The sequence below is a fragment of the Bradyrhizobium sp. 21 genome (genome assembly GCF_023073335.1).
Taxonomy (GTDB): Bacteria; Pseudomonadota; Alphaproteobacteria; order Rhizobiales; family Xanthobacteraceae; genus Bradyrhizobium.
Window position 1 is genome coordinate 59,210 of sequence record NZ_JADPJG010000029.1, and the last position, 19,714, is coordinate 78,923.

Here is a 19,714-nt window from a genome sequence, read left to right on the forward strand (position 1 = left end):
AGGGACGGCCTTCTCGGGACGGCCTTGTTGAAGGACGGCCTTTGGGGGCGGGGTCTTCACGCGCGATCGGTGCCAGCCATGCCGCTCTACTTCTTTCGCATCCGGAACGGAAATTATTCCGGCTGTGCCGACCAGGCGTCGGAATTTGCCAATCGCGATCTGGCCTGGAAGGAGATGACCAGCGTCTGCGCCGACATGGCCGCCGGCATCGCCCGCAAGCTCCAGGAAAACTCCGAATGGCACATGGAGCTGCTGGACGAGGCCAAGGCGCCCGTGTTCCGGATCCGCCTCACCGCTGAAACCTTCGAATAGGGATCCCTCCCTAGTCCGCGCTGGGCAGCCGCCGCATCGTGAATTCGATCTCGCCGTCGGGCAGCTCGCGCCAGTTCTCGACCGCGCTCATATAACCGGCCTTGGGATAGCGGGCGAAGAAGGCCTGCGCCCTTTCCCGCGCCGCCGCGCGCGGCAGCGTGAAGGTCTCGCGCAGATAGCCGTCGCCGGCTGTTGGGCCCGGCTTGCCGCCGATCCTGCGCCGGCGCGCCATCCGCTCGGCGAGATCCCGCGGACGATCGGCCATGTCCTGCCCTCCTCGACGCAATACGCTCTCGCCAGATGTAGGAAGCAGGCCGGCCAAAGTGGAGTCCCGGCCGGAGGCGCAGCCGCCTCCGATCAGGAAGACAGTCAATTGGCGGTCGTGCCGGACTTCTTCTTGGGCGCGCTGGTCGCGGCCGAGGCCTTTGGCGCCGCCGGCTGCTTCGGCGGATCGGCGCGCATGCCGCCCCAGGGATCGTTGGACGCCTTGGAGTCCGGAATCTTCTTCAGCGTTTCCTTGTAGGCCTTGTCCCGCTCGGCTTCCGCGGCCTTCTCCTCGGGGGTCTTGCCCGGGGCTTCCTGCAGCAGATTGATATTGGGCATTTGCGCATAGGCCGGTCCCGCCAGCACGGCCAGCACCGCGGCCATACGGAAAAGCTTCATCATCTACTCCTTGATCATCCATGACGGCGCGGATCGCCCGCGCCTTGTCGTCCTTGTCACAGCCGGGTCTCACAGCCGGGTCGCGACCGCAGGGGCCGCTCGGCCCACTAGAGCCGGTCCGATTTGCACGATTTCGGCGCGTTCAGCCAGTCGTCCCAGATCGGGCCGCACTTGGTGCACCCGTTCAGCGCAAGGCCGAGCGCGGCCAGACAAAACACCAGGACATACCGACGCAACATCATCCACCCATCCCCACTCCATGGCATCATATCGGGCGAAGTCAGGCATTTTCAAGCCGACGGGACCCGCGGCAGACCGGGTGACTTTGCCGCGCCGATCCGCTCAGAATGGCCGCAACATCCGGCAACAAGGGAGGAAACGACAGCAATGCCATCGCAGCCAGAAGCCGAGTTCGGTATCATCGAGGCCCGACGCATCCTCAGCGAGGTCTTTGCGCCCTGGGTCCAGGATCTCAATTTGTCGGTCGAGCGCATCGAGCACCTGCCGGCGCCGGACGTGCCGGACTGGCAGCCGGCGGCGCTGTTGCGCATGCCGTTCTCGGAGCGGCTGTGCCGCAACGGCGGCGTGGTCTGCGGCCAGGCGCTGATGGCGCTGGCCGACACCGCGATGGTGATCGCGAACCTCGCCGCCAACCGCGGCTATCGTCCGATGACGACGGTCGACCAGACCACGCATTTCATGCGCGCCGTCTCCTCGTCGGACGTGCTGGCCGATGCCCGCGTGGTGCGGCTCGGACGCACCATGAGCTTTGGCCGGGTCACGCTGCTCTCGGCCAGCGACAACAAGCCGGTGGCGATGGTCTCGAGCGCGTTCGCGATGCTGCCGGGGTGAGCGTCAGCCGTAAAGAAGAAAGCCGCGTGAGCGCAAAGCGCACCGCGGCTCTGGATGGAATCAGGAAACGCGATTGCGATCGCGCTTCGCGTCGTCACGCAGGAGACACTACTTGCCGAGCACTTCGTCGGCCGCGGTGACGATGCTGACGTTCGGGTTCTTTCCGCAATAGGTTCCGAACTGCTTGGCATTCTCGACGAACACGTCGGTGTCGATGATCGCGTTGTCCTCGTCGCCCTTGTACCAGCCATCCATCCAGGTCAGCACCATCTTGATGGTGTCGTCGCCGCTCTCGAGAAACTGCTTGCAGCTCATGGTCGCGAGATCGAGCTTGGTGGCGTGGGCGGGCATCGACAACAGCGAGAGCGCCGCGGCGAACAAAAGCGAAAGCGTGGTCTTCATCAATATCTCCATCGGCGCGTGACGCCATAAACGAAAGGCTTGTGGGGAAACTCGGCGGAGCTACCTCCGCGTCAACGTCGTAAACGAAATCTGAAGTGCTGTGCAAGTAGCGCCAGTATTGAATTTATTTCAACGTAATTTCTATGCACTACTTCACAATCATCGTTATGGATTAATGCCGATGATCGAGAAGCGTGCAGCGCCGCGTCACCGTGTTTTCAAGGGTGGAACGCTCACCTTTGAAAATAGCGGAATCGCGTGCACGGTGCGAAACATGTCTGAAGGCGGCGCAGCGATCGACCTCGATGCTCCCGTCAAATTGCCGCAATCATTCACGCTCGCGATCGCGCGCGACAATTTCGTGCGGAATTGCCGCACCGTCTGGCGCAGCGACACGCGCATCGGCCTCGCTTTCGTACGGTAGTGCATATGATGTGAACGAACGTTCGCATCGCGCGCGCGATGCTGCGTCATGTTCGCGCTATACGACGCCGGCGACGCCAGCGCAGGCTTGCGACCACGAGCGCGACGATCGCGAGCACGATCGCCGATGATGCCGCAAGAAACCGTCCGCCGGGACGATCGATGGTGCGCGACCACAATGACGGCTCCTCGCCGGATCTTGCCAGGCGAAACGCAACGACGCTGTCGCCGATCGAGGTGCCGGCCTCGGAGTGGCCGCCGGCGCCGATCGCGACATACTGCTCGCCCTTCCAGAGATAGGTCATGGGATTGGCGACGCCGGGCACCGGCAGCCGTCCCTGCCACAGCTCCCGGCCGCTTCGCGCATCGAAGGCGCGCAAATAGGCGTCCATCGCGCCGGTGAACACGAGCCCGCCTGCGGTGACCGCGAGCCCATTAAGGAGCGGCGCGCCCCAGGGCAGCGGCACGCCCAATGGTGCGAGGTCCTCGGTGGTGCCGACCGTCGAACGCCAGAGGATCTTGCCGGCCTTCAGATCGACCGCGACCATCTCGCCCCAGGGCGGCTTGTTGCAGAGAAACCCGAGCGGCGACATCACCACCGAGCGCGACATCGCAAACGGCGCGCCCTTCTGCTGGCCGAAATCATGGCCAGGCGGCGGATCGAATCCAGCAGCCTCCGCGCGCGGGATCAGCTTGATGAGATGAACGGCGCGGCCGGTGTTGGCATACAGGATCTGGTTGACGGGATCGAACGCCGCACTGCCCCAGTTGACGCCGCCGCCGGTGAAGGGGAATTCCAGCGTGCCTCGCACCGAAGGCGGTGTGAAGAGCCCCTCGTTGCGCGCCTCCGCGAATTGTCTTTCACAAGACGACCGGCGCGGGCCGGGAAAGAGCGAGAGCGCATCATCGGTCGAGATCGCCTGCGATGTCAGCGCCGGCACATGCGTCGGGAACGGCTGCGTCGGCGACAGCCTTTCACCCTCCGCGCCGTCCTGCGGCACCGCGCGTTCCTCGACCGGCCACACCGGCTTGCCGGTGTCGCGATCGAGCACGAAGACAAAGCCCTGCTTGGTCGGCTGGATCACGACATCGCGCTGGCCTTCTCCGGTGTCGATGCGCGTGAGCGTCGGCTGCGCCGGCAGATCGTAGTCCCAGACGTCATGATGCACGGTCTGGAATGCCCATACGAGCTCGCCGGTCTCGATGCGGAGCGCGACCACCGAATTGGCGTGCTCGTTGTTGCCCGGCCGCTTGCCGCCCCAGAAATCCGGCGACGGCGAGGATGTCGGCAGGAACACCAGGCCCCGCGCCGCGTCGACCGACATCGGCGCCCAGACATTGGCGTGACCGGCTTCGATGCCGCCGCGCTTGAGCGGCTCGAACGTCCACCGCATTGAACCAGTGCGCGCGTCGAATGCACGCACGACGCCGCTCGGCGCGTCGACGCGGCGGTTGTCGCCGATCGCGGATCCGATCACGACGACATCGCGGCCGATCGCCGGCGGCGAGGTGATCTGGAATTCGCCGGGCCAATCCAGCGCCATGCCGATCTCGGGCCTGACCTCGCCGCCATTGCCGAAACCGGGACAGGGAATTCCCGTCCTTGCATCAAGCGCGATCAGGCGGACGTCGTTCGTGCCCATGAAGATGCGTGATCGACAGGCGGCACCCGCAGGCGCCTTTTCGTCGATCCAGTAGGTGACCCCGCGGCAGACATAGCGATTGGCGGGACGCTGATTGGTGGCGATCTTGGGATCGTAGCGCCATTTCTGCGCACCCGTGCCGGGATCGAGCGCGATCACCTCGTTGAAAGGCGAGCAGAAGATCAGGCTGTCCTCGACGAACAATGGCGTCGCCTGGAATTTGGTTCGCCGCATCACCTCGCTCGGCCGCGCCGCGACATCGCCGGTGTGGAATTCGAAGGCCCGAACCAGATTGCCGACATTGTCGGGCGTGATCTCTCGCAATGGCGAGAAGCGCGAGCCGCCGGGATCGCCGCCCCAGCTCTCCCAGGCGATGCCTGGTCGCGACGACAACAAGAGGAGCGTGATGAGAGCGGCCAAATAGAATGGGCGGGTCGCCAACACCCGCTTCACCTATTTCGGCTTCTTGGCGGGTTCGGGCGGACGCGCCCCGCTCCACGGATCATACTTCTCCTTGGACTCCGGAATGCGCTCGAGAGCGGCCTTGTAGGCCTTCTCGTCCACCTTGGGCTTGTTATCCGCCTTCTGGCCGCCCTCGTTGGGCTGGCGCCTGCCGCCGCCCATCTGCGCCTGCGCGGAGACAGCCGTCAGCGCCAGCACCGCGGCCGCTATGACCAAAATCCTCATCGGCGCAATCCCCCTCGTCTGGGGTACAAATTAGCCTGCAATTCCGGAATAGCAAATGCCGACGGTTTCAGGGCTTCAGCAAATTTTGATCGGCCCGGACTTCGTCGGATCGCAATCATGCCTATCTGTTGGCCCGCAGGGGACCTTCACGGATGTTGCGGATTATTGCTCAAGCGGTGCTGCTGGCCGGCGCGCTCGCGCTCGGTGCCTGCGGCTTTGCCGACAGCCGCGCGCCGGTGCCCGAGTTCATGCGCATGAAGGAAGCCGAGCAGCAGCCGCCCGAACTGCCCCCCGACGTCAAGCGCGTCGTCCGCGAGCAGATCGAATTCGTCTTCCTCAACACGTCCTATCCGCGCGAGGTGCATGTCGCCACGCCCCATCGTGAAGTACGGGGACCGGGCTGGACCGCCTGCGTCCGCGCGCAGCTCACGTCCGCGACCGGCTCATCACTCGGCGCCCAGACCTACATCGTGACCATCACGGGCGGAAAAGTCGTCGATCGGCGGCGCGCGGAGGCAGACGACATTTGCGGATCGGAAAGCTACGAGCCGATCTAAATCACACCGACCTGCGATCGGTTCCGGGAAAAACCTGTAATTCGACCGGAACGATCGCCGTCTCCCCTTCTTGTTACGGCCAAGGGCAGCATTGGACGGAGGAGGTCATGATGAGGACATTCACGATTGCACTGCTGGCGGGTATCGGAGCTATGGCCGCGGCGAGCGGCGCGAAGGCCGCCGACATCTACACCACCAGCGAATACACCAGCCCCGATCTCGTTCAGCAGGTCCGGCTGGTCTGCGACGATGCCGGCAATTGCTATCGCAGCCGGGGCGGCGCGCGCGTGATCGTGCGCGATTCCTATAACACCATGCCGCGCGAGCGTTATTACGAGCGTCGCAGCTATCGCGACTGGGACGATGGTCCGCGCGGCGGCGTCGGCATCCGCGCACCTGGCGTCAGCGTGGGCGTCGGTGTCGGCGGGGACCGCTGGTAACCAATAACGTTGTAATGCGGCAGGACCGGACGAGACACTCGCCCGGTCCTGTCCATTTCAGGTTTCGAGCGGATCGGCCGGCGCGACGATGTTCGACGTCGGCAAGTTTGCGATGACACGCGCGAGCACCATGCCGGCGCACATCGCAACGACGAAGATGAACGCGGAGGCCGAACCGAACCCAAGCGCGGTGAGTGCCGGTCCCGGACAGAAACCCGCCAGCCCCCAGCCGATGCCGAAGATGGCGGGACCGGCAATAATTCTCGGATCGATATCTTTTCGCGTCGGGACGTAAAAGCGGTCGGCGAGGACAGGCCGCGCGAGTTTCAGCACGCGGCTGAAGCCGATGAAGGTCACCGCGACCGCGCCGGCCATCACGAAAGCGAGGCTCGCATCCCACGTGCCTGCCGGTATGCCGCCGACATCCAAAAAATTCAGCACCTTTGCCGGGTTCGACATGCCGGAGACGATGAGGCCGAGACCGAAGATCAGGCCGATCGCGAATTGAACGAGGATGGCCATCGCAGTCAGCTCCAGTGCCGCATCAGGAACACTGTAACGACGCCAGTCGCCATGAAGGTGATGGTCGCGACCAGCGAGCGCACCGACAGCCGCGACAGGCCGCAGACGCCATGGCCCGACGTGCAACCGCTGCCCCACACCGCGCCGAAGCCGGTGAGCAATCCGGCGACAATCAGAAGCGGCGTTGCCACAGCGATCGTCTGCGGCGGCAAGCCTCCGGTGCCAAGGCGCACCAGGATGGGCGCGACGACGAGGCCCGCGACGAAGGCGAGCCGGCCGGTGAATTGCCGATCCTCGTAAGGCGGAAACAACCGCGCCGCGATACCGCTGACCCCGGCGATCCGCCCCGTCGCCCACATCAGGAGCACGGCGGACAGACCGATCAGGGCACCGCCAAGGAGCGATGCAAGCGGCGTGAATGGTGTGGCGACCATCGTCATCCTCCGGATCGAGAGCGATTTCGCGTACCCATCGCGGCGTCCGGCCGCCGAGCGCCCGCATGCTCAATGAGATGTTAATATTACCACTCGAATTGAAGCGGCGTCCCAACTGTATTTTCCAATCTTTGCGCTAAGCATGACCTCCTGAACGGGGAACGACGGGACGTGGTCGATATCGCGCACCAGGCTGCGATCAATCCGGCATCGGCAAAGCATGCCGCGGCGGCGTTGCGCGCGCGCGTCCCTCTCACGGCGATCGAACCCGGCCAATGGCGCGCGCTCGCGCAGCGCGCGATCGAGCCGAACGGATATTATTTGCCGGGCTGGGAGCTCGCCGTGAGCGCATCCGCGCGCGGCCGCACGGATGCCTCGGCGCTTCCCGCTTTCGATGGAGCTTCGACCCGCCTGATCGGGCTGATGCCGGTGATTTCGCTCTGGCGCGCATGGAAGGTCCCCCTCCCCGCGCTGGTGAGCGCGCATCCCTATGGCACGCTGTGCAGCCCGCTGATCGACCGCGACGCGCCGATGGAAGCCGCCACGCGTCTGTTGCAGCGGGCGCGCGAGGCCGGTGCGCATGCGCTCGTGCTGAACGACGTCGCGCTCGACGGTGCGGCGATGGCCGCCATCAACCAGGTTCTGGACCGCGACGGCCTGAAGCCGCGTGTCCTCTCGTCCTACATCCGCGCCAGCTTAGATGCGACGCAGGATGGCGAAACACTGTTGCATGAGGCGCTCGGCACCAAAAAGCTCAAGGAGCTGCGTCGCCAGCGCCATCGCCTCGAAGAGCATGGCCCCGTCGCCTTCGACGTCGCGCGCAAGCCGGACGAGATCCGGCCTGCGCTCGAAACCTTCCTGCAGCTCGAATCCGGCGGCTGGAAGGGCAAGCGCGGCACCGCGTTGATCCAGCATGCCGGCGATGCGACCTTCATCCGCCGCGCCGTCCCAGCGCTGGCAGAGACCGCACAGTGCGAGATTGTGACCTTGCGCGCCGGCACGATTCCAGTGGCCGCCGGCATCGTGCTGCGCCATCAGGACCGCGCCTTCTTCTTCAAGCTCGGCATCGACGAACGCTTTGCAAAATATTCGCCGGGCGTGCAGCTCACGCTCGACCTCACCCGCCACCTCTGCGCCGACCCCGCCATCGCCAGCGCGGATTCAACCGCGAGCGCGGACCACCCCATGATCAACCCGATCTGGCGCGGGCGCTTCGCAATCGGCGATGTGCTGATCCCGCTGCGGCGGAAGGACCCGGTTGTGGCGCTCATTCACGCAGCACTGTCCGGCCTCAAAATCGCGCACGAAGCTGCGCGACGCGTGGTCCATTTGCTCCGCAAATAAGCGAAGCTATTCCGCAGCCTGTGCATTGATTTCCGCCGACACCTGCCGAATCGCGTTTGCAAGCATGTTCGGATCCTGCGCGCCGGACACTGCGTATTTCTGCGCGAAGACATAGGTCGGCACGCCGGAGATGCCCTTCTCGGCGGCTTCCTGCGCGTCCGCCGAAACGCGCGCGACATCCTGGTCCGTGGCAAGGCGCTTGCGCACGTCGTCGGCATCCAGGCCGACGTCGGCAGCCGCCTGCACCAGCACGTTCGCGTCGGTGAGATCGCCGCCGTCACGGAAATACAGCTCCATCAGGCGCTGCTTCATCTCGGGCGCCTTGCCGATCGCCTCGGCCCAGAGGATCAGGCGGTGGCAGTCGGTCGTGTTGGGCTGACGTGCGACCCGCTCGGGCCGGTAGATCAGGCCCTCCTCGCCCGCGGCCGCAACGACGCGCCCCGCAATGCCCTTGTAGGCCTCGACCGAGCCGAACTTCTGAGTGAGATAATCCTCGCGGCTGATACCCTCGCGGGGCACCCAGGGATTGAGGAAGAAGGGACGGAAGTTGAGCTTGACCGGAACGTCGGGCACGAGCGCCAGCGCGCTCTCGATCCGGTGCTTGCCAATATAGCACCAGGGGCACACCACGTCGGAGACGACATCGATCTGGAGCGGTTTCAGGGTGCTCATGAGCGCCTCCTTCGGGCGATGCGGGTTTGACCCAAGATAAGCCGAACCCGCCCCGAGGCAAGAGCGCCAGATGAGGGCGCTAGGTCATGGCTGCGGCCATCTGCCTGAGCCGTTCGGCCGTGCGCTCGTCGGCGGGAAAGAACGTCTCCAGCGCCAGCTCCGACAGCGTGATGTCGACGGGCGTGCCGAACACCATGGTGGTGGAGAAGAAACTTAGTATCTCCCCGTCGTGGCGCAGCTTGAAGGGAATCGCGACATTGTCGCTCGACAGTGGCGCCGCGCGCGCCGGGATCGGATAGCTCTTCAGATCATTGTAGAGCTTGATCAGCTCAGGATCGGCCGTCGCCTCGCATTGCCGGTGCAGCCGCTCCAAAAGATGCCCGCACCATTCCGCGAGATTGACCGTGCGCGGTGCCAGCGCCTCGGGATGGAAGGCGAGCCGCAGCACGTTCAAGGGCTGGGCCAACAGCCGCTGCGGAACGCCGGCGAGCAGCGGCGCCAGCATGCGGTTGGCGGAGACCAGATTCCAGTGCCGGTCATAAGCCAGCGCCGGATTTGGCTCGTGCGCCTTGAGGACGAGGTCGATCGCCTGGCGGGCTGATTTCAAGGCGGGATCCTCCAGCGCGCGCTGCGGAAAGGCCGGGGCAAAGCCTGCGGCAACCAGCAGCACGTTGCGTTCGCGCAAGGGCACGTCGAGGCGCTCGGCGAGCCGCAGCACCATGTCGCGCGAGGGTGCGGCCCGGCCGGTCTCGACGAAGCTGAGATGGCGCGCGGAGATCTCGGCCTCGCCTGCGAGATCGAGCTGGCTCATGCGGCGGCGCTGCCGCCATTCGCGCAAATGGTCGCCGATATGGACCGGCTGGCTGCGTTCGGCCTGTGCCGTGGATGCATGTGCGTTCATGGCCGAAAACCTAGCATGCAGATTTCACCCCTTCCATTACCCGCGAGGTAATCGAATTGGTCCCTGGGTACGCGCATCTTCGTTCGCAACAGGAGACGACCATGATCGCGTTGCTGCTCTACCGGACCGTCACAGACCACCTTGTTCCCTGGGCCGTGACGCTCGCGACCCGCATGCTGGCACACAGCCTCAGCATGCCCGAGCCGCTGGTGCATTCGACCGGTGACTATGTGGTCGCGCAGGTCACAGCCTTCGAGCACGGCGTCGGCAGACGTCTCTGCCCGTTCCGCCTCGCCCGCCTGCTCCGCGCCTGGTGGCGCGGATTGCAATGAGTTTTACCTCGCACCCAACCCAATTATGGAGACCCACGATGATCGACGCATCCACCTTCCTCCGCCGCGCGCTTCTTGCCGACGCCATCTTCAGCGGCATCGCCGCAACAGGCTTCACCCTCGGCGCCGGCGCGTTCGCCACGCTGTTCAACCTGCCCGAAGCACTGCTGCGCGAGACCGGCCTGTTCCTGATCGCCTACACCGCGCTGGTCGGCTGGCTCGCCTCACGCGCCTCGGTGGCAAAGCCGCTCGTGCTGCTGGTCGTGATCGGCAACGCGGCCTGGACGGTCGGCAGCATCGCGCTGCTGCTCTCGGGTGCTGTGTCGCCGAACCTTGCCGGCGAGCTCATGGTCGTCGCGCAGGCGATCGCCACCGGCATATTTGCCGAGCTGCAATATGTGGGCTTGCGGAGGAGTGGGAGCGTGATGGCGGCGTGATCTTTGGTCGACCCGGTCACCACCAGCAGACGTCGCCCGGTTTAGCCGGGCGAACCAGTATTCAGAGACGGTTGCGATTGAGCCGAGAGGCCGCGGCGTACTGGACGCCCCGCCTGCGGGGGGCGTAATGGCAATGACTACGCCCGTGCGCCGTTCTTCTTGCCAACGGCGTGGCCGTTGAGCTTCTTCTTTTTGGCGGCCTTGTTCTTGGAACTCGTGGTGCCCGCCTTCTTGGCCTTGCGCTCCGCGCGTGCCTTCACCTTGGCGCGGTCGGCCCTCGCCTCGGCGCGCAGCTTCTTGCGCTTGTTCTCGCAGGAAGGGCACTTGCAGCCGATCGGCTTCAGATAGGCTTTGAAATAGTCCGTGCCGTAATCGTAATTGATCTCGTCGCCCGGCTCGATGTTCTTGATGGCGCGGATGAAGACCTTGCGCTCGCGCGGCCTGACGTCGGATTCGGCGTTCGGGCGGCAGGAATGGTTGATATAGCGCGCGAGGTTCTTGCGCACCGAGCCGTCGATGGTCCAGCGGCCGTTGAGCTCGAACAGGTACTTGTTCTCGATGTCGTCGTGCTCGGGAATCCGGGAGTCCAGGATCGGTCCGTAATAACGGATGATCCGGGTGCCCTTCTTGATCGGCTTGGTGGCGAAGAGACCGAGTCCGGTCTTGGAGCGGCCGACGCGATAGTGTTTGTTTGAGGCTATGGTTGGCATGATCGAGAGAAATGAGGACGCGAACGAGGCTGGATGAGCCCAAGCGAGGCCGTTCTTCTAGAACGATTCCGCGCCGCTGTCAGGTGTCTGTCGAGCCTGTTTGAACCTTGCCCACAATGAAGACGTCTGATGAAGCGAGTTCCCGGACATCAAGGTGTCGTCATGAGGCATATTGCGCTTATTTGCCTGGCCATGCTGCTGACCTGCATGAATGCAGGTCTTGCCGACGCCCAATCGCTGGGCAGCACCTACACCTCGACCGCGCCGAAGGATTGCCGCCAGGTCGGCAGGCCCAGCGAGCTCGACGGCAGCACCACGCGGGTCTGCAAGGGCAGGGATGGTCTCGTGGTCCTGATTGCCGAGGACGATCTTCGCGAGATCGTCTCGGTCGGCCGCAATCGCAAGGAAGCCGCCGAGGAACCGGCGGCAAAAGTCTGGTTCGCTCCGTTCAACTCGTCCGAGACCACCGTGGAATGGCGGACAGCGGCCACAAAGCCGTTTGCGATGATCCAGCGCTGGCACATCGCCGATGGCACCGATCCCGACAAGCAGGGGCGGCCGAGCACCAAGGCCATGCTCGTCGTGACCCGGCTGCCGCCGGGACCGGTCTGCCACGTCGCCTATGTCGACGCGATCGCCAATTCGAACAGCAATGAGCTCGCACGCAAGGCGGCGGACGAGTTTGCCCGCAGCTTCGCCTGCGGCAAGGACGAGGTGAAGATCATCGGCTCGCGCGGTCGTGCCGTCGAGCTTGCGACGGTGCGCTAGGCTTTCGTCTTTACACCCGTCTTTACGCGGTGATAGCGCGCCAGCAGGCGCTCACCCTTCGCAGCGATGCGCCGCGCCGCCGCCACCGTTTTCGGAACCGGCTCGCCCCAGGCATGCGCCGACAACGCGTGCCGGGTCGGCCGGCCGTGGGCATCGAGGAGGGCCGGCAGCTTGGCGCGTCCATAGAATCGCACGGCCCAGCTTCCCTTGCGCCGCATGTCCTGCGGTGTCATCTCGGACGCCGTCTTGGTGACGCCCGGCCGCAGATGTGCGCCTTGCTTGCGCGCGAACGCCTTGCGGCCCGCCGCGGTCAAGCCGCCCCGCGGATCCTTTTCACGCGCGGATGCGCGGCGCTTGCGCGACGTCTTTGCAGACTTCTTCTTTGCAGCCTTTTTTGTACCCTTACGCTTGGGCGCCTTCTTCACGGATTTTTTCTTCGAAGCTTTCGCCTTGGATGTTTTCTTCGCTGCCATGCGCATGTTGTCCACGAGGTTGGGATAGCGGCGGCCGGCACGGCGGGCACGCGCCTTGGCCGACGATTTCTGCGCAGGCGTGAGATGCTTGGACGCTTTGCCGGCGCGCTTGCGCGGGTTTGATCGTGCCCAGGGGGCGCGGGGTGATCTTGCCATGCGGCGTCAACGCCTGACGATGGCAAGGGTTGCCTTAGTGCCTATCGATCAGGAACCCGGCGGCTTCCCCGTCACGGGCGCTGTCAGCATGGCCTCGAGCAGGCGTTCTGCCGTCATGCCCTCGGGCAGACGCCCCAAAATATCCTCGAGCCGCCCGTCGAGCAGCAGCATGGTGAAACCGTGCACCATCGACCAGGCGCGCGCGATGGCCGCGCCCTGGTTCAGCGTCAGCGCGTCGCCGCTGATCTGCTCCTGCCGCATCATGCCGACGGCATTGGCGAGCCCGGCGAAGGAAGCCTCGGCTGCCTCGTGCAGCGACGGCCTGGTATGATCGAGGCGCTCGCTGCGGAACATGATGCCGTACATGCCGGGATGCGCCTGCGCATAGGCGACATAGGCCTTCGGCCGCGCCAGAGCGCGCGCGAGCGGTGTCGTTGCGGCGTCGCCGGACGACGCCATCGCCGCATTGAACTGACGGAAGCCGACCGCCGCGAGCTCGCTGAGAAGCCCGGTGAGGTCGCCGAAATGATGGGTGGGCGCGGCATGCGAGACGCCCGCCTCGCGCGCCACCGCGCGCAATGTCAGGCCGGAAAGGCCATCGCGCTCCAGCACCCGTTCGGCGGCCTGGAGCAGCGCCTCGCGCAGCGCGCCGTGGTGATAAGGCGCCTCGGTCTTCGCGGCCGCCAGACGCCGCGCGGAACGCGGCGGCGTGCCCGCTGCCGACGACGTCTTTCGCGGAGTGCGCGCGCGCCGCGGGGAGTAGGTCCTGGTTTCGCTCTTGCCCATGGTCAAGCTATAAGGCGCAATATTGACAGTGTAAAGATTTCGCTTGACCGCCAAGACGATCGGCGCTATCTGATCTTTACGATGTAAAGATAAGGAGGGATACGCCGTGCAGCAGGACGCCATCGCCGAGCGCCGCAACAACGTCGCGCCGATCCCATTCGAGGCCGACGCGCCCTTTCTCAAGATCGTCGGTGAATTGCCGCGCGAGCTGAACGGCACGCTCTACCGCAACGGGCCCAATCCGCAGTTCGATTCTCCCGGCGCGCACTGGTTCGTCGGCGACGGCATGCTGCACGCCTTTCACCTCGAGAACGGCCGCGCCGGCTACCGCAACCGCTGGATCCGTACGCCGAAATGGCTGGCCGAGCACGAGGCCGGCCGCGCGCTGTTCGGCGGCTTCGGCCGCAAGCTGCCGGATGCCCCACAAAACCTCAGCGACGGCGGCGTCGCGAACACCAACATCATCTTTCATGCCGGCAAGCTGCTGGCGCTGGAAGAATTGCATCCGCCGACCGAGATCGAGCCGGGCACGCTCGCAACGCGCGGCTATCACAATTATCAGGGCCGCATCGCCGGCAGCTTCACGGCGCATCCGAAGATCGACCCCGTCACCGGCGAGCTGGTGTTCTTCGGTTACAATGCCGCCGGTCCGCTGACGTCCGCCCTCTCCTATGGCGCGATCGACGCGTCCGGCAAGGCGACGCGGTTCGAACGGTTCGAGGCGCCCTATGCCAGCATGGTGCACGACTTCATCGTCACCGAGAACCACGTGCTGTTTCCGATCCTGCCCATCACCGGCAGCATGGACCGCGCGATGAAGGGGAAACCGCCTTACGCATGGGAACCGGAGAAAGGCGCTTATGTCGGCGTGATGAGGCGCAACGGATCCGGCAAGGACATCGTCTGGTTCCGCGCCGAGACCTGTTATGTCTTCCACGTCATGAATGCCTGGGAAGACGGCGACCGCATTGTCGCCGACGTCATGCAGTTCGAGGAAGCACCGCTGTTCACGCATCCCGACGGCACACCGACCAATCCCAACAAATCGTTTGCGCGTCATTGCCGCTGGACCTTCGATCTCTCGGGGAATACCGACAGTTTTCAGCAGACCTATCTCGACGATCTGACCGGCGAATTTCCCCGCATCGACGATCGCCGCGCCGGATTAAAGAGCCGTCACGGCTGGTACGCCTGCGCCAATCCGAAGCTGCCGATGTTCGGTGCGCTGTCCGGCATCGTCCATGTCGACGGGAATGGAAAGCGCCTCGGCCATTATCTGCTGCCGGCCGGCGACACCACTTCCGAACCGGTGTTCGTCGAGCGGTCGAAAGATGCGGCGGAAGGTGATGGCTGGCTGCTGGCGGTGGTCTGGCGCGCGCGGGAGAACCGCAGCGACCTCGCCGTGTTCAACGCCGGAGATGTCGAGGCCGGCCCCGTTGCGCTGGTGCAGCTCGGTCACCGCGTGCCCGACGGCTTTCACGGCAATTGGGTAGGAACGCAGTAACTCTTCCTCGACATCGCGGATGTCACCCAAGGGGTCTCTCATGCATATGCCCTCGATCACCGCGGACGGCCTCGCCGTCTTCGTCCTGATCTGCGCCGCGATCGCGCTCCAGACGATCCGGTTGCGGCGCAGCAGCCAGGCCATCTTCAACGGCGGCGTGTTGCTGGCCCTCAGCCTCTCGATCGCCTGCGCACTACCAGCGTTGTCCCGCCTGCCCTGGGCGGAACTCATGGACGAAGGATTCAGCCAAGTCATTGCAGTAATACAATTTTTAGAGACGACCTATGTCATTTTGACACTGTAAAGATTTCAGTTGACCAAGCGATGTCTCCGCACTACTAATCTTTACATCGTAAAGATTAGGCCATACCGAGGCTGCCCATGACGATATTCCTCATCCTTGCCCCCTACGGCGCTTACACCATCCTGATGCTGGTGACGTCGACGGCGATCAGCGTGTTCGCGGCATCGGCAATCTGCCTCACCACCGTCGCGATCGATGTGGTGTGTGGCCGCTCCGTGAAGACCCTGGCTGTGGGCTCGGCGATGCTGTTCGCCGCAATCGGCCTCTATCTCGCGCTGGTCGACGCGGCGCTCGGCACGCTCGGTGTCAAGTTGTCCGTCGACATCGGCATCTTCGTCATCTCGCTCGGCTCGATTTTGGTCCGCCGTCCCTTCACGCTGCAATACGCGCTTGAATCGGTGCCCGCCGAGACCGCGGCGATGCCGGGCTTTCTCTATGCCAACTACGTCATCACCGGCGCATGGACCGTGGCCGCGCTGTTGATGGCGGCCGCCAATCTCGTGCTGCTCTATGTCCCCGGCCTGCCGCTCTGGTCGAGCCTTGCGGTCGCCTTTGCCGCGCGCAACAGCGCGATCTACTTCACGAAGTGGTATCCGGAATATCGCCAGATCAAGTACGGTACGCCGGCTGGCGCAGTGCCCACCCCTCGCTGAACAGGATCGACGATGAAGGACGTATTCGCCCGCCTCGCCTCCGACTTCCTCTCCGCCATCATCTTCCTGGTCATCTATCTCATCACCGACAACGTCATCCTCGCGACGTCGGTGGCGATTGCCGGCGCGATCGCGCAGGTGATCTATGCCCGCGTCAAGGGACGCGAGCTCGGCTTCATGACTTATGCGAGCGTCGCGCTCGTCATCCTGCTCGGCACGGTCACGCTGCTCACCAACGATCCTCGCTTCATGATGGCAAAGCCCTCGATCGCGCATTTCGCGATCGGCGTCATCATGCTCAAGCGCGGCTGGATGCTGCGCTACATGCCGCCGATCGTCACGGAGACCGTCCCGGAATATGTGACGGCCGCAGGCTATGTCTGGGCCGCGCTGATGTTCGCGATCGGCGCCGGCACGATCGCGGTCGCTTCCAGTGGCGATCTGAAGCTGTGGGCGTTCTACATCTCGGTGGTCGCCGGCGGCGCCAAGATTTTGGCCTTTGCCGTCCAATACGTCCTCTTTAGGCTCATCGTCACCAGCCGCCGGCGCGCCGCCGCCCGCGCCTGATTGCCGCTCACGCGGCGTTAGTCAGCCGCGGCGAGTTGCGCTATACGCTCGGCGCAGGACTGGCTGCGGATCGTCGTAGCCCGCCGGGATTTGTTCGGGAGACGGGAATGGCCGTTGACGGTAACTGGAATCTGACCATGACAACGCCGATGGGCGAGCGCCAGGCGACGCTGAACCTCTCGAGCTCCGGCGGCACGCTGACGGGCACGCAGGGCGCGGAAGGCAATACCGCCGAGATCTTCGACGGCACCATCAGCGGCGACGCCGTCAATTGGAAGGTTTCCATCACCAATCCGATGCCGTTGACGCTCGAGTTCATCGGCACCGTCTCCGGCGACAGCATGAGCGGCGAGATGGGCATCGGCCCGATGGGCAGCTTTCAGTTCACGGGCGTTCGCGCGTAAGCAACACTTCCGCTTCCCGCACGCGGTGCAGCGCCATAGCACGTCAAAGACGCGCATAAGCGCGCTTAGGGGGCTGCTCCGCGGAGCCGGGATCCAAATCATGGAGCCCGGAAGTCATGCACCCCGGAAGTCATGGACCCCGGATCAGCAGCGCATCATGTCATGCTGCGCAGCGTCCGGGGACGCAGCCTCAGCCCAAATTCAACTCCTTGAAGAAGTCGTTCCCCTTGTCGTCGATGATGATGAACGCGGGGAAATCGACGACTTCGATGCGCCAGATCGCTTCCATGCCGAGCTCGGGATATTCGAGCACCTCGACCTTCTTGATGCAGTGTTCGGCGAGGTTCGCAGCCGCGCCGCCGATCGAGCCGAGATAGAAGCCGCCATACTTCTTGCAGGCCTCGCGCACGGCAGGCGCCCGGTTGCCCTTGGCCACCATCACCATCGAGCCGCCGGCGGCCTGGAATTGGTCGACGAAGGAATCCATGCGGCCCGCCGTGGTCGGTCCGAATGCGCCGGAGGCATAACCCTCGGGCGTCTTGGCGGGGCCTGCGTAATAGACCGGATGGTTCTTGAAATAATCCGGCAGCGGCTCGCCCTTGTCCAGCCGCTCGCGCAGCTTGGCATGGGCGGAATCGCGCGCGACGATCATGGTGCCGCTCATCGAGACCCGCGTCTTGGTCGGGTACTTCGAGAACGTCGCCAGAATATCCTTCATCGGCTGGTTGAGGTCGATCTTGACGACCTCGCCGCCGAGCGACTGCTCGACCTGTGGCAGGTACTGCGCCGGGTTGTGCTCGAGCTCTTCGAGATAGACACCGTCTTTGGTGATCTTGCCGAGCACCTGGCGGTCGGCCGAGCAGGACACGCCAAGCCCGATCGGCAGCGACGCGCCGTGGCGCGGCAGGCGGATCACGCGCACGTCGTGGCAGAAATACTTGCCGCCGAACTGCGCGCCGACGCCGAGCGACTGCGTCATCTTCAGAATTTCCTGCTCCATCTCGAGATCGCGGAACGCGTTGCCGTCGGGCGAGCCGTGGGTCGGCAGCGCGTCGAGATAGCGGGCCGACGCCAGCTTCACGGTCTTCATGCAGAGCTCGGCCGAGGTGCCGCCGATCACGATGGCGAGATGGTAGGGCGGGCATGCCGCGGTGCCGAGCGTCAACACCTTCTCCTTCAGGAAGGCGAGCAGGCGGTCCTTGGTGAGCACGGAAGGCGTGGCCTGGAACAGAAAGCTCTTGTTGGCGCTTCCGCCGCCCTTCGCCATGAACATGAACTTGTAGGCGTCATCACCCTCGGCGTAGATCTCGCACTGCGCCGGCATGTTGTTGGCGGTGTTCTTTTCCTCGTACATCGAGAGCGGCGCCACCTGCGAGTAGCGCAGATTGCGGCGCAGGTAAGCGTCGCGCGCGCCTTCCGACAGTGCCGCCTCGTCGTCACCGTCGGTGATGACGTTGCTGCCCTTCTTGCCCATGATGATCGCGGTGCCGGTGTCCTGGCACATCGGCAGCACGCCGCCGGCTGCGATGTTGGCATTCTTCAGGAAATCCAGCGCGACGAACTTGTCGTTCGGGCTCGCCTCGCCGTCCTCCAGGATCGCGCGGAGCTGCTTCAGGTGCCCGGGCCGCAAATAGTGGTTGATGTCGCCGAAAGCCGCCTCCGACAGCGCCTGCAGCGCCGCGCGCGACACCACCAGCATGTCCTTCCCCAGCACCTTCTCGACCCTGATTCCCTCGGACGAAATCTTCTTGTAGGGCGTCTCGTCCTTGCCCAGCGGGAACAGCGGGGTGTGCTTGTAGGGCGGAACGGGTTTGGACGGGTCGGGGAAAGCGGTGGGAGCGTTCATGGGGCGGATCTCGGGGTTTGGGGCCCTCGCGGGCCTCTAAGCATAGAAGCGTTCTAAGCTTTTTTGCCGCAAAGGGAAGGCGTTCCGGCGCGGTCGGGGCATCCCGATTCGGCGGCATAGCGGCCCTTCTCCGGCAGTCGGCAACGCGGCCCCGTGGCCATCATCATGCCAGGGAAGACCGAAGTACACCCCTTGCGCTTCGCGCGCGACGACGGTTGAATGCGCGCGCTAAGGGGCTTTTTATCATGACATTGAACTTGAACGTCCGCGGCGCGATCCTGATCGCCGCCGCCATCACCGGCCTTGTGACCCTCGCCTCGCCTGCGCGTGCGGACCGTTGCGACGACAGCGCCAAGGAGCTGTCGAACCAGGTGGATCGCCTCAAGGTGAACTTCCGCGCCGCCAACGTCGTCTACCTCACGCATCCGGCGGCCAAGGAATTGTCGGTGGCTTGCCGCGGCGACAAATTTTCGATCGAGCTCTATGCCAAGGGCGATCGCAAGCCCAAGCCGGAGTTCTTTGCGCTGGTGGGGTCGATGGCGGCGATCGTCTTCACCGTGACAAAGGACGATACCACGACGGGCGCGACACGCTGCCTGAAGCGGATGGGCCTCTTGCGCGGTGACAAGATCAGCATGCGTTACCGCCGGCTCAACATGGAATGCACCCGCACCAAGACAGATGCGTCGATCGCGATCACGCGCGGCAAGGACGAGTAGGCGGGGCACTCGCTCTTTCCACACACTCCGTCATTGCGAGCGCTTGCCGCCGAAGAGCGAAGGCGGAAGCGAAGCAATCCAGAATCTTTCCGCGGAGGCAGACTGGATTGCTTGGTCGCAAGGGCTTCTCGCAATGACGAGAGAGGTCTCGTTGTCTTCCTGACATAGCGGGATGAGGCACAAAACAGCGCACAGGATCCCTC

General features: G+C 64.5%; 29 protein-coding genes. 15 read left to right on the top strand and 14 right to left on the bottom strand.

All coding sequences use genetic code 11. From position 1 onward, the window contains the following. Positions 1 to 78 precede the first annotated feature (78 nt). A complete protein-coding gene (locus IVB31_RS23590) occupies positions 79 to 312 on the top strand; it encodes a hypothetical protein (protein ID WP_247328300.1) in 234 nt (77 codons plus the stop codon). Between the two features lie 10 nt (positions 313 to 322). Here IVB31_RS23590 and IVB31_RS23595 read toward each other — a convergent pair whose 3' ends face one another. The 3 genes from IVB31_RS23595 to IVB31_RS23605 form a co-directional block, all read right to left on the bottom strand. Next, a complete protein-coding gene (locus IVB31_RS23595) occupies positions 323 to 577 on the bottom strand; it encodes a hypothetical protein (protein ID WP_247328302.1) in 255 nt (84 codons plus the stop codon). Positions 578 to 681: 104 nt separating this feature from the next. Next, the gene (locus IVB31_RS23600) at positions 682 to 975 is read right to left on the bottom strand and encodes a hypothetical protein (RefSeq protein ID WP_247328304.1); all 294 of its coding nucleotides are present in this window, start codon (positions 973 to 975) and stop codon (positions 682 to 684) included. 107 nt (positions 976 to 1,082) lie between these two features. Beyond that, the gene (locus IVB31_RS23605; RefSeq protein WP_247328307.1) at positions 1,083 to 1,217 is read right to left on the bottom strand and encodes a peptidylprolyl isomerase; all 135 of its coding nucleotides are present in this window, start codon (positions 1,215 to 1,217) and stop codon (positions 1,083 to 1,085) included. A 145-nt stretch (positions 1,218 to 1,362) separates the two neighbouring features. On the opposite strand from IVB31_RS23605, the gene IVB31_RS23610 reads away from it, so the two are divergent. After that, complete coding sequence (locus tag IVB31_RS23610; protein WP_247328309.1) at positions 1,363 to 1,827, top strand: PaaI family thioesterase; 465 nt, start codon at positions 1,363 to 1,365, stop codon at positions 1,825 to 1,827. A 108-nt stretch (positions 1,828 to 1,935) separates the two neighbouring features. Here the strand turns inward: IVB31_RS23610 and IVB31_RS23615 are convergent, their stop codons facing one another. Then, positions 1,936 to 2,229: an HdeA/HdeB family chaperone gene (locus IVB31_RS23615; RefSeq protein WP_247328311.1), complete on the bottom strand. Its 294-nt coding sequence runs from the start codon at positions 2,227 to 2,229 to the stop codon at positions 1,936 to 1,938. 181 nt (positions 2,230 to 2,410) lie between these two features. Between IVB31_RS23615 and IVB31_RS23620 the strand changes: the two genes are divergently transcribed. Further along, positions 2,411 to 2,653 carry a PilZ domain-containing protein gene (locus tag IVB31_RS23620; protein WP_247328459.1) on the top strand — a complete coding sequence of 81 codons (243 nt, stop codon included), beginning with the start codon at positions 2,411 to 2,413 and terminating at the stop codon, positions 2,651 to 2,653. A 46-nt stretch (positions 2,654 to 2,699) separates the two neighbouring features. Here the strand turns inward: IVB31_RS23620 and IVB31_RS23625 are convergent, their stop codons facing one another. Continuing rightward, a complete protein-coding gene (locus IVB31_RS23625; RefSeq protein ID WP_247328313.1) occupies positions 2,700 to 4,748 on the bottom strand; it encodes a pyrroloquinoline quinone-dependent dehydrogenase in 2,049 nt (682 codons plus the stop codon). Next, a complete protein-coding gene (locus IVB31_RS23630) occupies positions 4,749 to 4,982 on the bottom strand; it encodes a hypothetical protein (RefSeq protein ID WP_247328315.1) in 234 nt (77 codons plus the stop codon). Between the two features lie 152 nt (positions 4,983 to 5,134). On the opposite strand from IVB31_RS23630, the gene IVB31_RS23635 reads away from it, so the two are divergent. Further along, on the top strand, positions 5,135 to 5,539 hold the full coding sequence (locus tag IVB31_RS23635; protein ID WP_247328317.1) for a hypothetical protein: 405 nt from the start codon (positions 5,135 to 5,137) through the stop codon (positions 5,537 to 5,539). Between the two features lie 107 nt (positions 5,540 to 5,646). After that, entirely contained in the window at positions 5,647 to 5,979 is a 333-nt protein-coding gene (locus IVB31_RS23640) for a hypothetical protein (RefSeq protein WP_247328319.1), read from the top strand. Between the two features lie 57 nt (positions 5,980 to 6,036). Here the strand turns inward: IVB31_RS23640 and IVB31_RS23645 are convergent, their stop codons facing one another. Next, positions 6,037 to 6,501 carry a DUF6691 family protein gene (locus IVB31_RS23645; protein ID WP_247328322.1) on the bottom strand — a complete coding sequence of 155 codons (465 nt, stop codon included), beginning with the start codon at positions 6,499 to 6,501 and terminating at the stop codon, positions 6,037 to 6,039. Between the two features lie 5 nt (positions 6,502 to 6,506). Then, positions 6,507 to 6,935, bottom strand: a complete 429-nt coding sequence (locus IVB31_RS23650) for a YeeE/YedE family protein (protein ID WP_247328324.1) — start codon at positions 6,933 to 6,935, stop codon at positions 6,507 to 6,509. A 171-nt stretch (positions 6,936 to 7,106) separates the two neighbouring features. On the opposite strand from IVB31_RS23650, the gene IVB31_RS23655 reads away from it, so the two are divergent. Further along, positions 7,107 to 8,279, top strand: a complete 1,173-nt coding sequence (locus IVB31_RS23655) for a GNAT family N-acetyltransferase (protein ID WP_247328328.1) — start codon at positions 7,107 to 7,109, stop codon at positions 8,277 to 8,279. A 6-nt stretch (positions 8,280 to 8,285) separates the two neighbouring features. On the opposite strand, the gene IVB31_RS23660 is transcribed toward IVB31_RS23655, so the two are convergent. Both IVB31_RS23660 and IVB31_RS23665 read right to left on the bottom strand, forming a co-directional pair. Next, positions 8,286 to 8,951 (bottom strand): DsbA family oxidoreductase, encoded by a 666-nt coding sequence (locus IVB31_RS23660; RefSeq protein WP_247328332.1) that lies wholly within the window; start codon positions 8,949 to 8,951, stop codon positions 8,286 to 8,288. Between the two features lie 79 nt (positions 8,952 to 9,030). Next, on the bottom strand, positions 9,031 to 9,852 hold the full coding sequence (locus IVB31_RS23665; RefSeq protein ID WP_247328334.1) for a helix-turn-helix transcriptional regulator: 822 nt from the start codon (positions 9,850 to 9,852) through the stop codon (positions 9,031 to 9,033). 101 nt (positions 9,853 to 9,953) lie between these two features. Here IVB31_RS23665 and IVB31_RS23670 point away from each other — a divergent pair, with 101 nt between their 5' ends. Beyond that, positions 9,954 to 10,184 (top strand): hypothetical protein, encoded by a 231-nt coding sequence (locus IVB31_RS23670; RefSeq protein ID WP_247328336.1) that lies wholly within the window; start codon positions 9,954 to 9,956, stop codon positions 10,182 to 10,184. Positions 10,185 to 10,222: 38 nt separating this feature from the next. Continuing rightward, positions 10,223 to 10,621 carry a hypothetical protein gene (locus IVB31_RS23675; protein ID WP_247328338.1) on the top strand — a complete coding sequence of 133 codons (399 nt, stop codon included), beginning with the start codon at positions 10,223 to 10,225 and terminating at the stop codon, positions 10,619 to 10,621. Between the two features lie 137 nt (positions 10,622 to 10,758). Here the strand turns inward: IVB31_RS23675 and IVB31_RS23680 are convergent, their stop codons facing one another. Further along, complete coding sequence (locus tag IVB31_RS23680; protein WP_247328340.1) at positions 10,759 to 11,331, bottom strand: SET domain-containing protein; 573 nt, start codon at positions 11,329 to 11,331, stop codon at positions 10,759 to 10,761. A 162-nt stretch (positions 11,332 to 11,493) separates the two neighbouring features. Here IVB31_RS23680 and IVB31_RS23685 point away from each other — a divergent pair, with 162 nt between their 5' ends. Beyond that, entirely contained in the window at positions 11,494 to 12,099 is a 606-nt protein-coding gene (locus IVB31_RS23685) for a hypothetical protein (protein ID WP_247328342.1), read from the top strand. Here IVB31_RS23685 and IVB31_RS23690 read toward each other — a convergent pair. Then, positions 12,096 to 12,728, bottom strand: coding sequence for a DUF6321 domain-containing protein (locus IVB31_RS23690; RefSeq protein WP_247328345.1), 633 nt, complete (start codon positions 12,726 to 12,728; stop codon positions 12,096 to 12,098). The genes IVB31_RS23685 and IVB31_RS23690 overlap by 4 nt on opposite strands. Before the next feature lie 48 nt (positions 12,729 to 12,776). After that, the gene (locus IVB31_RS23695) at positions 12,777 to 13,514 is read right to left on the bottom strand and encodes a TetR-like C-terminal domain-containing protein (RefSeq protein WP_247328347.1); all 738 of its coding nucleotides are present in this window, start codon (positions 13,512 to 13,514) and stop codon (positions 12,777 to 12,779) included. 106 nt (positions 13,515 to 13,620) lie between these two features. On the opposite strand from IVB31_RS23695, the gene IVB31_RS23700 reads away from it, so the two are divergent. From IVB31_RS23700 to IVB31_RS23720, 5 genes are all read left to right on the top strand, one after another. Next, positions 13,621 to 15,018: a carotenoid oxygenase family protein gene (locus tag IVB31_RS23700; RefSeq protein WP_247328349.1), complete on the top strand. Its 1,398-nt coding sequence runs from the start codon at positions 13,621 to 13,623 to the stop codon at positions 15,016 to 15,018. A gap of 40 nt (positions 15,019 to 15,058) precedes the next feature. After that, positions 15,059 to 15,322: a hypothetical protein gene (locus IVB31_RS23705; RefSeq protein WP_247328351.1), complete on the top strand. Its 264-nt coding sequence runs from the start codon at positions 15,059 to 15,061 to the stop codon at positions 15,320 to 15,322. Between the two features lie 77 nt (positions 15,323 to 15,399). Next, entirely contained in the window at positions 15,400 to 15,975 is a 576-nt protein-coding gene (locus tag IVB31_RS23710) for a hypothetical protein (RefSeq protein WP_247328355.1), read from the top strand. Positions 15,976 to 15,987: 12 nt separating this feature from the next. Then, a complete protein-coding gene (locus IVB31_RS23715; RefSeq protein WP_247328358.1) occupies positions 15,988 to 16,542 on the top strand; it encodes a septation protein IspZ in 555 nt (184 codons plus the stop codon). 107 nt (positions 16,543 to 16,649) lie between these two features. After that, positions 16,650 to 16,946 (top strand): hypothetical protein, encoded by a 297-nt coding sequence (locus IVB31_RS23720; protein WP_247328360.1) that lies wholly within the window; start codon positions 16,650 to 16,652, stop codon positions 16,944 to 16,946. Between the two features lie 190 nt (positions 16,947 to 17,136). Here IVB31_RS23720 and IVB31_RS23725 read toward each other — a convergent pair whose 3' ends face one another. Next, entirely contained in the window at positions 17,137 to 18,792 is a 1,656-nt protein-coding gene (locus tag IVB31_RS23725; RefSeq protein WP_247328362.1) for a fumarate hydratase, read from the bottom strand. A gap of 245 nt (positions 18,793 to 19,037) precedes the next feature. On the opposite strand from IVB31_RS23725, the gene IVB31_RS23730 reads away from it, so the two are divergent. Continuing rightward, positions 19,038 to 19,511, top strand: a complete 474-nt coding sequence (locus tag IVB31_RS23730) for a hypothetical protein (RefSeq protein WP_247328365.1) — start codon at positions 19,038 to 19,040, stop codon at positions 19,509 to 19,511. Positions 19,512 to 19,714: the final 203 nt, after the last annotated feature.